The sequence below is a fragment of the Terriglobales bacterium genome, from assembly GCA_035573675.1.
Lineage (GTDB): Bacteria > Acidobacteriota > Terriglobia > Terriglobales > Acidobacteriaceae > DATMAB01.
In genome coordinates this window covers 137,468-152,587 of sequence record DATMAB010000010.1, presented here as the reverse complement: position 1 = coordinate 152,587, position 15,120 = coordinate 137,468, and the positions used below count along the sequence as shown (strand labels likewise).

Here is a 15,120-nt window from a genome sequence, read left to right as displayed (position 1 = left end):
GGTGGTCCATGGAACAGGACTTATGCAGGAATCGTGAGGTGGCTGAGGCTTAGGGCGTTTGCTCTAACCTTCTGCAACTTCCGCACGTTGAGGAGTTGGCAGTGGCCACTGATTCATGAGAGTGACCGCCTCAGGCCAATCCCAACAGCTTACCGGCGACCCGCCGGCTCGGGAATGAGCTGGCGGGTCGTTCTACATTTGCGGAGGTATTCGGGATCGCCTACGGTTGGCGCCCTCCTATTGCCGCCTCGCCCCGTCCGCCGTGGCGGACTCGCTCGGCGCCAGTCGGGCGCGAGATCCTAGCCGAGCCTCCCCGGGGCTTGCTCGTCCGCCTTCGGCGGACTCACCGCCCTGGGCTATCTTCATTCCGCGCCTACGGCGCTGGGACAACGGGCTGTTTGCGATGTGTTCGCCCGGTGGGATTTGCGACCATCATTTGGCCGCCCGCTTGGCGGGCTTGGGATACTCTTCGAGCGGGGCTGGCTATCCTATGGGACTACGGAGCGGCGATATTGGACGCGAAGAAAGAGCTCGGGCCGCGGGTCCTTCTTGAAGCTGCAATCCTGCAAGCATTCGAAATCAACCGCCATGAGCATCTCTTCGCGGAGGAGCGCGAACGTCCAGGAATCATTGCCGCGGGCGCTCTGGATCCTCCATCCAGGGAAGCAGGCCAGAACACGCTGGGCCAGGGCTTCAAACTCACGCTTACCCTTGGCCTGGTCGGGGCGGAATCCCAATGAGCAGACATAACTCTTCTCCGTAACCTGACACGACGTCGAGCCAGGTGCTTTCAGCTTGCCTTGCCACAACGGAATGCTGTACCCCTCCATGGGCTTGCCGCGAAGCCCGACGAAGTTCGTGGGCGCCTCGCGCAATACAGCTTGGAAATAACCGCAGAGCGGATCGGGGCCTTCAGCCTTCGGCCTTCCTTGACCAAAGGCAGAGAGCAAGGCGGCGAGAACCAGGAGTTGCGCGCGTAGGAGCGTCATCGGTGGCCTCCGAAGCCGCCACTGTGCCACGGGCGGGCGGCAGGGGCAAGAGACGTAGCAAGCTACGTCTCTACAGTTGCGGGCTTCTGCCAGGGCTAAGGCCTGGCTCAACCAAACCCTATGTGGGGGCTGAAGCCCAGCTCTCCCAACGAAAATCCGCAAGAGGCGCCGGGGTACGTGCGGCCGAAGGCGGCCGCGCGACAGAAGCCGGCGCTGCAGCGAACGGCTACTTGGTCTTCATGACATACACGCCGTCCCAGTCGGGCGGGGGGCTGGAGACGGTGAACTCGCAGGAGCGGGCGAGGAAGACGCGCGAAGGACCATCGTCGGGGTAGAGTTCGAGCAAGGACTGGAACTTCTGGGCGGCAGCGTCCCACTCGCGGCGGCGGTAGGCGGCCATAGCGTCGTCGAAGGCGGAGAGCAGGGGGGCGTGGCGGTTGCCGTTGCCCGTGGCGTCGAGCAGTTCGTAGATGCTCACCGGCTGGGCCTTGCCCTTGACGCGGATGCGGTCCAGTTCGCGGCCGACGAAATCCTTCGACACCTGCTGCCAGGTGCCCTCGCTCAGCACGATGCACACCCCGTACTCCTTGGTGAGTCCTTCGAGTCGGGAGGCGAGGTTGACGTTGTCGCCCATGACGGTCCAGGCGAGGCGCTTGTCCGAACCCATGTTGCCGACGTTGACCGGACCGGTGTTCAGGCCGACGCCGATGGCGAGCGTCTTGCGTCCGGCGGCGCGCCACTCAGCGTTGAGTTCCTCCAGGCGCGCGCACATGTCGAGGGCGGCGAAGCAGGCGCGCTGGGCGTGATCTTCCTGGGGGAAGGGCGAGCCCCAGAAGGCCATGATGGCGTCGCCGATGTACTTGTCGAGCGTACCCCAGCGACGGAAGACGATGTCGGTCATCTCGCCCAGGTACTCGTTCAACAGGCTGACGAGCTCGTCGGGCGTCATGCCTTCGGACATGGCGGTAAAACCGCGGATGTCGGAGAACATCACGGTGAGTTCCTTCAGTTCGCCGCCACGCCGCAGATAGCGGCCGGGATCGTTCTCCAGCAGGCGAATGACGCCGGGTGAGACGTACTGCGAAAAGGTGCGGCGGACTTTGCGCTTCTCGCGCTCCTCGAAGATCATGCGGAAGCTGGTGACGCCGGCGTAGTTGGCGAGCAGGGTGCCGGCGGGCACCACAAAGCTCAGCCACATGCCCCAGCGCGCAAAGGCAAGGTGCACGCCGCTCATGAACAGCAGCAGAACGAGGATGGCAGAGACCGTGGCCAGGGCGGGACGCGTGCGCCCGAACCAGGCGCCGAGCACGACTCCGAAGATGACGATGGCCGCGAGGTCGATCATTTCCTGACGGTTGCCGCGGGTGAGAAAGGTGCGGTCGGGGTCTTCGACGTGCAGCAGGTTATCGATGATATTGGCGTGGATCTCGACGCCCATGTAGGTGCGCTGCTGGAAAGGCGTGTTGCGCATGTCGCCGATGCCCAGCGCGGTGGGGCCGAGCAGCACGATCTTGTCGCGAAAGGTGGCGGCGGGCACGGCGCCTTCGACCACGTCCGACATCGAATAGTGAGGATAGGTGCCGTAAGGTCCGGCGTAGTTGATGAGCACCGTGCTGTCGGGCCGCGGGACGAGCGAGTATGGACCGAACTCTATGCGCTCGAGGCCGTTCTCATTGATGAAGGCGGCGAGATCCTGATCCGGCACCTCAAGGTATTCGCGGACCACCTGAAAGGCGAGGGAGGGATACCAGTCGAGGTCCTGATAGCGGATGAGCAGGATAGCGCCGCGCATGGTGCCGTCGGCGTCGGGATTGTTGTTGATGAAGCCGAAGGAACGGGCGGCCTCGGCCAGCGGCACGATGTTGGCCTCGACCGCCTGCGCGACCTGGCCCCTCCCCTTTTCGGCCCATGCCTCACCGAGGTTGAACTTGCCTGCCTGCGGGCCGACCGGGCGAACCTGAGGGAAGGCCTTGGCCCAGGCCACGTTGAAGTAGGCCTCGGCGGCTTCCGGGGAGACGGCCTCGGCGCGCTTGGGGTCGAGGAACACGTGTCCCAGGATGACGTTGCCGGCGCGCTGCATGCTCTCCGCCAGCCGACGATCATTGTCACTCGACTCGCGGAGGGCGGCGATCTTCTGGCGCACCGGCGGAGGCGCGTTCTTCCCGACCTCGGTTTCGAGACGGGAGAGGGCTTCGACCGCCGAGTTCTTCTCCGGCGTGGGAAAGGTGATGTCGAAGCCCACCAGGCGAGCGCCGTCCGCGTGCAGGCGGTCGATGAGCCGGGCGTAGGCGCTGCGCGCGATGGGATATGCGCCCATGCGCTGGAGCGTCTTTTCATCGATGTCCACGATGACGATGCGCGGATCGGGCGGGCGCGGGGCACGCAGGTTGAAGCGCGCGTCGAGCGAGCGCAGTTCGATGTGCTGCACGAAGGCGAAGCCCGGACGCGGATCGCCGCTGACGTTGGCAAACGTGAACACCAACAAGCCAGCCAGGGTCACGGCCAACGAAATGGCCAGGCTGACATGCCGGGCGGGCAGCGCGGCCAGAAGGGCGGCGAGTTGGCGCATGAGGTTCACCCGCGATGATGGGAGTTTTTATCACGGGAGGGCAACGCATAGGGCCATTTCTCGCAAGGTCAAGCCTCAAGCAAGCAAACCCGAGATCCCTCGACTCGGATTTCCCGCACACGACCAACCGCACCGTGCTGCGCGCGGTGCGGCTGTGGCGTAGACGCGCGGGTCCCTCCCTCGCTCGGGATGACAGTAGAAAATGATAATGATGACCGGTCAGAGGGGCGGATTCCTGATTTCTTCCAGGAAGCGGTCGCCGCGGTCGTGCTCGGCGCGTCGGAGGCCCTTGCGCAGGACTTCGGCGGCATCCAGTGAGATAGGAAAGTCTGCCAGCTCGGCCGCCGTGAGCCAGCGGGCCTCGCTGGCATCGCCGCTGGCGCGCAGTTGCCCGGAGACCGGGCGGCACAGGAAGTCAAGCAGGACGAAGTGGTACTGCACCTTGCCTTCGGCATCGAGCGTGATGCGGTCGAAGACTTCGAGCAGTTCGCCTACCTGAACGGTGAGACCCGTCTCTTCCCTGGTTTCGCGGACCACGGCGGCTTGTAAGGTCTCGCCGGCTTCGATGAGCCCGCCCGGGATGGACCATTGACCTTTTGCCGGTTCGCCGGCGCGGCGCACCACGACCACTCGGGCGGCGTCCACGATGACGGCGCCGACGCCGACCAAGGGACGCTCCGGATAGGCGCGGTTCATGCCGGCAGGCGAGTGAGGTGAGGGTTCAAGTGCGGCCCCCCGAAGGAGCCTGGACCATCTTCTTGAGGGCGGCCGGGCGAGGGGACTGGGGTGGCTGCTGGGTGGGCATCAGGACGCGGAAGACGGCGAGCACGGCCGCGTATCCGCACACCACACCCACCGCCAGCGCCCACAGGATGGTGACCGCGACCGTGCCGGAAATCAACAGTGTGCGCAATTCAGTTGCCAGTACCGGGTTGAAAGTTGCCGGCCGAATCCTTCTGCAGTCTTAGACCCCGGCCGAACCCGGAAGGTTGCCGGGCCGGGAGCCGTCATTTCTTTTTCTCCGCATTCCAGATGGAGCGCGAGATGGCGCGCCCGCAGAAGGGACAGAAGTTCATAGGATACACGTTGGGCCGGGGATCGGCGGAGCGCACGGCGTAATCCGAATCGACCTCGTTCAGCAGGCGTCCCTCCATACGGGACCGCGGAGCGTTGACGATGGCCTCGCCTTCCACGGCGTCCTGCAGCATCTGGCAGCAATGTTCCATGACGAGTTGCGAGTCGCGAGGACCGAGTTGCGTGTGATGGAATCAAGCCTGAAGCCCGCAAGCCGCCTGAACCAGCACTACTCTACCCGCATTGACCGGCCGCGATGTTAGCAAATAAGATACACGCGTAGCGTTGTGCGCAGTGCTTTCTGAAGCTGCCTGTACGGCGCACGTTCGTTCATGCCTATCCGGGAGATCACGGTCCGCGGCGCGCGGCAGCACAACCTCAAGAACATCAACGTCACCATCCCCCGGGGTACCCTCACGGTCATCACCGGTCTGAGCGGGTCGGGCAAGTCCTCGCTGGCCTTTGACACCATCTACGCCGAGGGGCAGCGGCGCTACGTGGAGACGCTTTCCGCCTACGCCCGGCAGTTCCTGGACCAGATGGAGCGGCCGGACGTGGACGCCATCGACGGTCTCAGCCCGGCCATCTCCATCGAGCAGAAGACCACCAGCCGGAGCCCGCGCTCCACGGTGGGCACCATCACCGAGATCTACGACTACCTGCGGTTGGTGTACTCGTCGGTGGGAGTGCCGCACTGTCCGAAGTGCGGGCGGGCCATCTCGCGGCAGTCCGCGGAGCAGATCGTCGAGCGGGTGATGGCGCTCAAGCCGGAAGAACGGGTGATGATCCTGGCGCCGTTCGTGCGCGGCCGCAAGGGCGAATTCAGGAAAGAGCTGGAGAAGCTGGCACAGACCGGGTTCACGCGGGCGCGAATCGACGGCGAACTGCGCAGCCTGGATGATGAGATCCGGCTGGACAAGCGGCGCAACCACACCATCGAGGTGGTGGTGGACCGGCTGCTGGTCAAGCCCGGCATCGAGCGCCGTCTGGAGAACGCCGTGGCCATCGCCATGAAGCTGGCCGACGGCCTGGTGCAGGTGGCGGTCGTGGATGGAGAAGAGCACCTCTATTCGTCGAAGATGGCGTGCACGGTATGCGGCATCAGCGTGCCGACGCTGGAGCCGCGCTTGTTCAGCTTCAACAGCAGGTACGGCGCCTGCCCGGAATGCGACGGCCTGGGAAGCCGCTACGACTTCGATCCGGCGCGCATCATCGTGGACTGGTCCAAGCCCCTGCTCGAAGGAGGGCTGGGACCGGGGTCCGGGTCTGTGAACCTGCAGCGCATGCTGGGGCTGGCGGCCGCGGCCTACGAGTTCGACCTGAAGACGCCGTTCGAGCAACTGCCGGCGAAGGTTCAGAACCTCGTTCTCTACGGGCCCGGCGACAAAGAGCCCAGGCGGGTGGGCTTTCGGGGGGTGCTGGACTTCCTGCGGCAGAACCTGGAGGAATCGAGCTCGGAGAGCTACCGCGAGTGGCTGCTGCAGTACATGTCGGCGTCGAAGTGTCCGGCCTGCAACGGCAAGCGCCTGCGGCCGGAAAGCCTGGCGGTGCGGGTAAGCGGGATGTCCATCGCCGAGTTCACGGCGCTGCCGGTGTCGCGGGCCATCGAGGCGGCGCGCAAGATACGGCTGAACGAGCGCGAAACCCTGATCGCCGGGCGGGTGCTGCGCGAGGTGGTGGAGCGCCTGGAGTTCCTGAAAGCCGTGGGTCTGGGCTACATTTCGCTCGATCGCTCGGCGGCCACGCTTTCCGGCGGCGAAGGGCAGCGGGTGCGTCTGGCCACGCAGATCGGCTCCCGCCTGCGCGGCGTGCTCTACGTGCTGGACGAGCCCTCAATCGGGCTGCACGCGCGCGACAACGACCGGCTGCTCCGGACGCTGGAATCCCTGCGCGATCTGGGCAACACCGTGCTGGTGGTGGAGCACGACGAGGAGACGATCCGGCGCGCCAACTACGTTATTGACCTGGGCCCGGGCGCGGGGCGCCACGGCGGCGAACTGGTGGCGGCGGGGACGCCGGCGGAGATCATGCGGGCGCCGGAGTCGCTCACCGGCCGCTACATCGCCGGGGAACTGAGCATTCCGGTTCCGGCGGAGCGCAAGGCGGTGAACGGAAAGGCGCTCAGCGTGCTGGGCGCGCGTGAGAACAACCTGAAGAACCTGGACGTCAGCTTCCCGCTGAACGTCATGACCGTGGTTACGGGCGTTTCCGGCTCGGGCAAATCGACACTGGTGAACGACATCCTGTATCTGGCGCTGGCCCGCAAGCTCTACCGGTCGCGCGAAGAGCCGGGCGCGCACAAGGCGCTCGCCGGCGTGGAACATATCGACAAGGTCATCCGCATCGACCAGTCGCCCATCGGACGGACACCGCGCTCCAATCCCGCCACCTACACCGGCGTGTTCACTCACATCCGCGACCTGTACGCCCTGCTGCCGGAATCGCGTGAGCGCGGCTACAAGGCCGGGCGGTTCTCGTTCAACGTAGCCGGCGGGCGGTGCGAAGCCTGCCAGGGCGAAGGCCAGCGGCGCATCGAGATGCATTTTCTGCCCGACGTTTACGTGCAGTGCGAAATCTGCGGCGGGCGGCGCTACAACCACGAGACCCTGGCGGTGAAGTACAAAGGGTGTTCCATCGCCGACCTTCTGGAGACGCCGGTGGCCGACGTCCTGCCTTTGCTGGAGAACATCCCGCAGATCCGGCAGAAGCTTGGGACGCTGGTGGACGTGGGACTGGGCTACATCGAGCTGGGACAATCGGCGGTGACGCTCTCCGGCGGCGAGGCGCAGCGCATCAAGCTGGCGCGCGAGCTGAGCAAGCGGCAGACCGGCCGCACGCTCTATCTCCTGGATGAGCCTACGACCGGGCTGCATTTCGACGACGTGAGCAAGTTGCTGAACGTGCTGCGCCGTCTGGTGGACCTGGGCAACACGGTCATCATCATCGAGCACCACATGGACGTCATCCGCGCCGCCGACTGGGTGATCGACCTCGGCCCGGAAGGAGGCGAGGAGGGCGGCCGCATCGTCGCGCAAGGGACGCCGGAGCAGGTGGCCCGGGTGAAGAAATCGCACACCGGGCAAGCGCTGGCGGCGGCGCTGGGGGCGCGCGTGCACTCCGCATGAGCCGGGCATCAGCGGGAAAAGTCGGCCCGCTTCGTGTACATTCGAGAAGAAGCCTGACCGCGAGATACCCGCTTGGTCTCTTGTCCTGATCCCTACCTGAAGCCGCCGGGCACGGCCGAGTCGGTTCCACCCGCTGCGCCGGCCGCGCCGCCGCGCCGCGATCCCGTCTGGAGCGGCTGGGACGTCGTGCTGCTGGCGGCCGTCGCCATCCTGGGCATCCTGGTGTTCAGCACGCTGGGGATCGTGGCGCTGGTGGTCGCCACCCCGGGACACAAACCGCCTAGCGCCGGGGAGGTGACGCCCATCGCGCTGATGGCACAGTTGCTGGCCTACCTGGTGGTGGTGGCGGTGATGTACCTGATGGTGGCGGTCCGCTATCGCCAGCGATTCTGGGATGCGGTGCGCTGGCGCTGGCCGGTGGAAAAAACGGCCGCGCCCGCTCTGGTGATTGCCGGAGCGGTGATTGCGCTGCTGGTGCAGTGGGCCTCCGCATGGCTGCCCGTGCCCAAGCAGCTTCCTATCTACGAATTCCTCAAGGATACGTCCGCAGCCTACCTGATGGCCGCCTTCGGCACGCTGGTGGCGCCTTTCGTCGAGGAGATGTTCTTCCGCGGCTTCCTGTATCCGGTGCTGGCCCGCCGGGCAGGGGTGGCCGCAGGTGTGGTGCTGACGTCCATTGGATTTGCGCTCATCCACGCCTCGCAATTGGGCAATCACTGGGCGCCGTTGCTGGTGCTGTTCGTGGTCGGCCTGACCTTCACCCTGGCGCGCGCCTGGACGGGCTCGGTGGCCGTGCCCTTCCTGCTGCATCTGGGCTACAACGGGGCCCTGTTCACGCTGCTCTACATCACCACCGACCGCTTCCGGCACATGGAGCGCATGCTGCAATAGGGATGGAGCCGCAGCGCTCGTGATATCGTAGATTTTTCCCATGAGCACCCCGCGGCAGGAATTGCTGGAGCTGCTGGCCCGGCAGTCGTTCCGATTGGGTGAGTTCAAGCTCTCTTCAGGAGCGACCAGCGACTATTACATCGACTGCCGCACGACCACGCTCGACGCCGAAGGGGCGCGGCTGACCGGTCGCGTCTTCCTGGACGAGATCCGGGTGCGGGGATGGAAGCCCAAGGCCATCGGGGGATTGACGCTGGGCGCCGATCCGATTGTGGTAGCGGTGGCGCTACTCAGCTCGCAGCACGCACAGCGGCGCACGGCCGAGCGCGGGCCGGTGTACGAGCCCGTCTTCCCGTTGATCCACGGCTTCCTGGTGCGCAAGCAGGAAAAGGGGCACGGCACGGGGCAGCGCATCGAAGGGTATCGCGAGCCGGGAGCGGAAGTGGTGATCGTGGATGACGTCTGCACCACCGGCGGGTCTACCATCCAGGCCATCGAAGCGGCGCGCGACTTCGGGTTCAAGGTGATCGGCGTGATGTGCCTGGTGGAGCGCGAGGATGCGGGCGGACGTCCGGCGGTGGAGGCCGCTGCCGCGCCGGCCAGCTTCGTTTCCATCTTCACCGCCCGCGAAGTCCGGGAGCAGCACCTGAAGCGGCAGGCGCTGCGGGCGGCGCTGTAGACGTGGGCAAGCAACTGACTCGGGGAACCGATGTTTTTACTGACCACCAGCCACTGACCACTGGCCACTGAATCTCATGATCAAGACCCTGGAATGGACGGAAGAGGGCGTTCGCCTGCTCGACCAGACGAAACTCCCCACGGAAGAGAAGTACATGGTGTGCTCGACGTATGAAGAGGTGGCGGAGGCCATCCGCAGCATGGTGGTGCGGGGCGCGCCGGCCATCGGCGTCGCCGCCGCCATGGGGATCGCACTGGGTGCGCGCGACGCCGACGGCGACCACGTGGCCGAGTTCCGGCGCAGCTTCGAGGAGATCTGCGAGACCATGGCCGCGACCCGGCCCACCGCCGTCAACCTGTTCTGGGCCATCGAGCGCATGCGGGGCCGGTTTGCGGCGTGCTCGGAGCAGCCGGTAGCGCGCATCAGGCAGGAACTCATCGCCGAAGCGCAGCGCATCTACGTGGAAGACCTGGCGCAGAACGAAGCCATCGCGAAACACGGCGCCACACTGCTGCCTGCGAGCGGCGCCGTGCTCACGCACTGTAACGCGGGCGCGCTGGCTACCGCAGGCGGATACGGCACGGCGCTGGGAGTGATCCGCGCCGCCATCGAGCAGGGCAAGAAGCTCGAAGTCTATGCCGATGAGACGCGTCCCTTCCTGCAGGGCGCGCGGCTCACCGCCTGGGAGCTGGCCAAGGACGGCGTGCCGACCACCGTCATCTCCGACAACATGGCCGGCGCCATGATGGCCGCAGGCAAGATCGGCGCGGTGGTGGTGGGCGCCGACCGCATCGCCGCCAATGGCGATACGGCCAACAAGATCGGCACCTATACCGTCGCCGTGCTCGCCCGGGAGCACAACATCCCCTTCTACGTGGCGGCGCCGTTCTCTTCCATCGACCTGGAGACGCCGGATGGATCGAAGATTCCTATCGAGCAGAGGCCGTTACGCGAAGTCACGCATCTGGCCGGGACCCGCATCACGCCCGAGGGCGTGAAGGTCGAGAACCCGGCGTTCGACGTCACGCCGGCGCGTTACATCACCGCCATCATCACCGAGCGCGGCGTGGCCAAGCCGCCGTATGAAGAGTCGCTGAAGAAACTGTCGCAAGCCTGATTCCAGGGAGGGAGCCGTGAGAGCTGTCGCGCTCGCGTCGTTCGCACTGTGTGTCACCGTCTCCGCACCGGCCCAGAATGACTATCCGTCGCTGGTCGCGCTGCACGAGGAATTCCAGAAGCTCAAGGCGCCGAAAGTCACCACGGGAGTTCCTGACTACACGCCCGCCGCCATGCGGACGCAGCATGCGGCGCTTGGCGAGCTGCGGAAGAGGCTGGACGCCATGGATCCGCGTGTCTGGCCGGTGCCGCAGCAGGTCGATTACCTCGTGGTCCGCGCGCAGATGGACGAACTCGACTTCCACCATCGGGTCTTGCGCCCATGGGCGCGTGATCCCGGCTTCTACGTGGACATGTTGCGACCGGTAGCCTTCGCCAAACTGCCCGTCGAGCAGGAAAAGCTGGAGGGATTCCGCACCGGCCTCGCCGCTGTTCCGGCCTTGCTCAAGCAGGCGCGACAGAACCTGACTGAAGGGGCGGGCGAGCTGGCTGACTTCGCCCTCCGCAACCTGGAGAAGCACGACGGCGTGGGCCACGAGCAGCCGCTGCGGTCCGTGCCGCCGCCCGGCATCCTGGGCTGGTTCGATGAACTGGTCTACGGACTGGAGAAGCACCACCCGGAGCTGGTTCCGGACGGCCGGCGAGCGCGCCAGGCTGTGGCTGAGTTCCATGAGTGGTTGAAGCGGGAACGGCCACGCATGACGGCTCGCGCCGGAATCGGCTTGGAGAACTACAACTGGCTGCTGAAGAACGTGAGGCTGATGACCTACACCGCGGACGATATCGCCCGCATCGGCGATCGTGAACTTGCACGCACGCTTGCAGGGCTGGCGCTGGAACGGCATCGCAACCGCCATCTTCCTGAACTACTTCCGGCGGCCAGCGAAGCCGAGTACGCCATGAAAATTGCTGACGCCGACCGCCACGTCCGTGAATTTATCCGTACGCAGGAGTTCCTCACCATCCCCGACTACATCGGTGAAATGGATAACAACGTGCCGTGGATCGTGCGGCCTGGCGGGCGCAACTTCTGGGAGCAGGTGCAATTCCGCGACCCGCGCCCGGACAAGGTGCACGCCGGCATTCCGGGACATCGCTTCGACATCGCGATCCACGAGCGCGACAAGCGCCCCATTCGCGGGCGCTACACCGACAGCGCTCGCATCGAGGGCTGGGGCTTCTATCTCGAGGAAGGCATGATGAATGCCGGGTTGCTCGACGATCTGCCCCGCACCCGTGAGCTGTTCTGGATCTTCGCTGCGGCGCGCGCCGTCCGCAACCGCGCCGAACTGCACATGCACACCGGAGAGTGGACCGTGGAGCAGGCCATCGATTACATGGTGAAGAACGTTCCCTTCATGGACCCGGACGTCGCCCGCGTGGACTGCGAAATCTATCTGCGCACGCCCACCTACGGCATGAGCTACCAGATGGGCAAGCTGCAGATCGAGCGTCTGCTCGCCGAGCGCGCCCGCCAGTTGGGCGAAACATTCCGGCTGGGAGAGTTTCACGACCAGTTTCTGGCGGCGGGCACCATTCCGGTCTCGCTCATTCGCTGGGAGATCACCGGCTTCGACGACGAGGTGAGGGAGTTTCTGCCGGCCACGAGCACAGCGGAAGCCCGGAGCCCTCGAACAGAATAAGGCGGGCGCAAGCTACCGGATCACGTTGGGAGACCATCGACTCGTCCCAGCGCTCTGAGGAGCTTGCGCCCGCTCGTGCTTAATCCTGCTTCTGGGCCAGCACCGTCAGGTTCTTCGAACCGTGCCGTTTTGCGGCCTCCTGTTCGGCCCGGCCGACCAGCAGTTCGCGGCCGACGTCGGCGCCATGCACCCAGATCTGGGAAAGGAAGTACCGGTCACCGTAGCGCTTGAACACCAACCTGCTCTCCCTTGCAGGATCCAGCGTCCTCTTGGGCAGTGTGAACACGGTGGTCAGAGTGCGGCTGCCGCCGCTGCGAAGCAGCAGGCGATCGCTCCGGTCGCTGTGAACGGGCTGGATACGGTATTCGCCTGCGGGCAGCTTCTGGTTCTCGACCACGAAATCGAAGGGAATATTGACCGTGATCGACCGGTCGTTCTGGGCATTGGCGGTGACCGTTGCCGCTACCGTCATGAGCAGCAGGACCGCCAGGATCGTGTAATTGCGCGTCATTGTAGCTTTCCTCCATGGTTTGGTGAGTTCCGGACCGCTTACGCGATTCCGCCGGGCCGCCGCCGTTCCGGGCATTGGCCTCACACGGCGAATCTGATGCGAGCGCTTGCGCCTCGCAATGCAACGCACATGGACCCTGAGGAGAACCTGGGTGAACAGGCAACCGCCTGAAAGGGAAGCAGTTACGGACGCAGGTGAACAGGACGCCGCGCCGTTTTTTGTGAACCGGTTGGGGCCTTGGCGCGTCTGTTCATAGGTGAGTGCTAGACTCAGCCTGAAACTCGCTACCGGGTCATGAATCCCTCTGCTGAATCTCCCACGGTCATCCGCTTCGGCGTCTATTCCGCCGACTTGCGCGCCGGAGAGCTGCGGAAGAGCGGGGTCAAAGTGAAGCTTCAGGAGCAGCCGTTCCAGATCCTCGCCATGCTTCTGGAGAGGCCCGGTGAAGTCGTCACGCGGGAGGAACTGCGCAAGCGCCTGTGGCCGGCAGATACGTTCGTGGACTTTGATCACAGCCTGAACACAGCAGTGAAAAAGCTGCGCGAGGCCCTGGGCGACGACGCCGACAACCCCCGCTTCGTCGAGACCCTGCACCGGCGCGGCTATCGGTTCATTGCCCCCGTGGGTGGGTTGGCCGGCAATGGGTCAGCCGCCGGAGCAGGAATGGCGCCGGAAACTGCGGCTCAAGTGCCGGTCACGTCCGGGCGGACGGCGAGCGAGAAGGTCTCGCCGGCCATCGTCCTGGCCCTTCTGGTGGCGTTGCTGGCGGCGGGAACGGTCTACATGCTTTGGCGACCGGCTATGCAGGAGATGCCGCAAGCGGCCATGCCCGCCATGCAGGTGGTCCCATTCACCAGCGCTCCGGGTGCTGAGTTCACGCCCGCGTTCTCCCCCGACGGCAAACACATCGCCTACGGGGCCGCGGACGCCGATCAGCAGCCCGACCTGTACGTGCAACTGGTGGGCGCCAGCTCACAGTTGCGTTTGACCCAGACTCCAGATGCGGCTGAGGCCAGCCCAACCTGGTCCCCGGACGGCCGCTACCTGGCCTTCATGCGCTATCGGGAAGGCGAGTCGTCGCTCATGGTGATTCCAGCCCTGGGGGGAGCCGAGCGCACCCTGTACCGGACTCGCGAACGAGCGGGCGTGCCGGCCTGGTCTCCCGACGGAAAATACATCGCTTTCACGGAGAAGACGGGAGCCGAGAAGCCGCTTGCACTGTTCTTGCTTTCCCTCGACACGCTGGAGCGGCGGCAGCTCACCCACCCCGATCGGCAGCACGAAGGCGACTCCGATGCCCGCTTTTCGCCCGACGGCCGGCAGGTGGCGTTTCTGCGCGAAACCCGCGAGACCGCCGATATCTACACGGTCGCGGTCGAGGGCGGCGAGCCCAGGCGCATTACCTTCCAGAATGCCCTCATCATCGGACTCGACTGGACGCCGGATGGACGACAGATCATCTTCGCCTCCTTCGGTGGTGCTACCGCCAGGCTCTGGCGTGTACCGGTTACGGGAGGCGAGCCCCAGAGCCTGGGCGTGGGCGGCGAAGGCGCGCTCTCCCCGACGGTCGCTCCGCAGGGAAACCGACTGGCCTACGTGCAGCATGAATGGGACGCAGACATTGTCCGGATCCCCGTTGCGAGGGTGGGTGCCCGCGCGCAGTCGGCTACCCCGCTCATCGTGTCCACCCGCAAGGACGAAGGGCCACAGTTTTCCCCGGACGGCAAAAAGATCGCCTTCCAGTCCACGCGCAGCGGGTTTTATGAGATCTGGGTATGCGACGCCGACGGCAACAATCCGCTGCCGTTGACCTCGTTTCGCGGACCGCTCACCGGGACCCCGCGCTGGTCGCCCGACGGCCGGCAAGTGGTTTTCGACTCGCGGCCGGGCCCCTATGCCCACATCTTTACCGTTCAAGTCGAGGGTGGCGCGCCGCGCCAGTTGACTTCCGGAGACTTCAATCACGTGGTGCCCAGTTGGTCGCGCGATGGCCAATGGGTTTATTTCGCCTCCGACCGCTCGGGAAGCTGGCAAGTGTGGAAAATGCCCGCGGCTGGCGGCCCTCCCCGCCAGCTCACGCAGTCGGGTGGGTTTGCGGCCCACGAGTCCTACGACGGCAAGTTCGTGTATTACGCCAAGGGGCTCGACCTGCCCGGCATATGGCGCGTGCCGGTCGAGGGCGGAGAAGAAGTTCCGGTAATGGACGATCCGCCCGCCGGGTTCTGGGGCTACTGGGCGCTCGCCCGGGACGGCATCTACTACATCCGGCCCGCAGGACGGCCGCGGAACGGATACCTGGGGAAGGGCCTGCGTCCGCTGATTGAGTTCCGCAGCTTCGCCGGTGGCAGGCGCCGCGAAATCGCCCGGCCGGAAAAGGATCCCTACTACGGCGCGCCAGGACTCACCGTCGCTCCCGACGGCAGCGCGCTGCTCTACGTTCAGGTCACTCACGAGACCAGCGACATCATGCTGGTGGAGAACTTCCGCTAGCCGCGGAACCCTGCCGGGGCCACCTGCGTATCC

12 protein-coding genes are annotated in these 15,120 nt (G+C 65.5%); 6 read left to right on the top strand and 6 right to left on the bottom strand.

The annotated features are described in order from the left end of the window. Positions 1-488: 488 nt before the first annotated feature. The 5 genes from VNK82_02795 to VNK82_02775 all read right to left on the bottom strand — a co-directional run bounded on the left by VNK82_02795 (position 489) and on the right by VNK82_02775 (position 4,784). Positions 489-989 (bottom strand): hypothetical protein, encoded by a 501-nt coding sequence (locus VNK82_02795; GenBank protein HXE89868.1) that lies wholly within the window; start codon positions 987-989, stop codon positions 489-491. A 226-nt stretch (positions 990-1,215) separates the two neighbouring features. After that, a complete protein-coding gene (locus VNK82_02790) occupies positions 1,216-3,558 on the bottom strand; it encodes an adenylate/guanylate cyclase domain-containing protein (GenBank protein HXE89867.1) in 2,343 nt (780 codons plus the stop codon). A 219-nt stretch (positions 3,559-3,777) separates the two neighbouring features. Then, a complete protein-coding gene (locus VNK82_02785) occupies positions 3,778-4,254 on the bottom strand; it encodes an NUDIX hydrolase (protein ID HXE89866.1) in 477 nt (158 codons plus the stop codon). A 25-nt stretch (positions 4,255-4,279) separates the two neighbouring features. Next, on the bottom strand, positions 4,280-4,471 hold the full coding sequence (locus tag VNK82_02780) for a hypothetical protein (protein ID HXE89865.1): 192 nt from the start codon (positions 4,469-4,471) through the stop codon (positions 4,280-4,282). A 94-nt stretch (positions 4,472-4,565) separates the two neighbouring features. Then, positions 4,566-4,784 carry a hypothetical protein gene (locus VNK82_02775; protein ID HXE89864.1) on the bottom strand — a complete coding sequence of 73 codons (219 nt, stop codon included), beginning with the start codon at positions 4,782-4,784 and terminating at the stop codon, positions 4,566-4,568. Positions 4,785-4,964: 180 nt separating this feature from the next. On the opposite strand from VNK82_02775, the gene uvrA reads away from it, so the two are divergent. The 5 genes from uvrA to VNK82_02750 all read left to right on the top strand — a co-directional run bounded on the left by uvrA (position 4,965) and on the right by VNK82_02750 (position 12,086). Beyond that, complete coding sequence (gene uvrA, locus VNK82_02770; protein ID HXE89863.1) at positions 4,965-7,757, top strand: excinuclease ABC subunit UvrA; 2,793 nt, start codon at positions 4,965-4,967, stop codon at positions 7,755-7,757. 72 nt (positions 7,758-7,829) lie between these two features. Next, complete coding sequence (locus VNK82_02765; protein HXE89862.1) at positions 7,830-8,648, top strand: type II CAAX endopeptidase family protein; 819 nt, start codon at positions 7,830-7,832, stop codon at positions 8,646-8,648. 40 nt (positions 8,649-8,688) lie between these two features. Beyond that, the gene (gene pyrE / locus VNK82_02760) at positions 8,689-9,327 is read left to right on the top strand and encodes an orotate phosphoribosyltransferase (GenBank protein ID HXE89861.1); all 639 of its coding nucleotides are present in this window, start codon (positions 8,689-8,691) and stop codon (positions 9,325-9,327) included. Positions 9,328-9,403: 76 nt separating this feature from the next. Continuing rightward, the gene (mtnA, locus tag VNK82_02755; GenBank protein ID HXE89860.1) at positions 9,404-10,444 is read left to right on the top strand and encodes an S-methyl-5-thioribose-1-phosphate isomerase; all 1,041 of its coding nucleotides are present in this window, start codon (positions 9,404-9,406) and stop codon (positions 10,442-10,444) included. A gap of 16 nt (positions 10,445-10,460) precedes the next feature. Then, complete coding sequence (locus VNK82_02750) at positions 10,461-12,086, top strand: DUF885 family protein (protein HXE89859.1); 1,626 nt, start codon at positions 10,461-10,463, stop codon at positions 12,084-12,086. Between the two features lie 79 nt (positions 12,087-12,165). On the opposite strand, the gene VNK82_02745 is transcribed toward VNK82_02750, so the two are convergent. Beyond that, positions 12,166-12,597, bottom strand: a complete 432-nt coding sequence (locus VNK82_02745; GenBank protein ID HXE89858.1) for a hypothetical protein — start codon at positions 12,595-12,597, stop codon at positions 12,166-12,168. Between the two features lie 294 nt (positions 12,598-12,891). Here VNK82_02745 and VNK82_02740 point away from each other — a divergent pair, with 294 nt between their 5' ends. After that, positions 12,892-15,087: an LpqB family beta-propeller domain-containing protein gene (locus VNK82_02740; GenBank protein HXE89857.1), complete on the top strand. Its 2,196-nt coding sequence runs from the start codon at positions 12,892-12,894 to the stop codon at positions 15,085-15,087. The last annotated feature ends 33 nt before the right edge of the window (positions 15,088-15,120 follow it).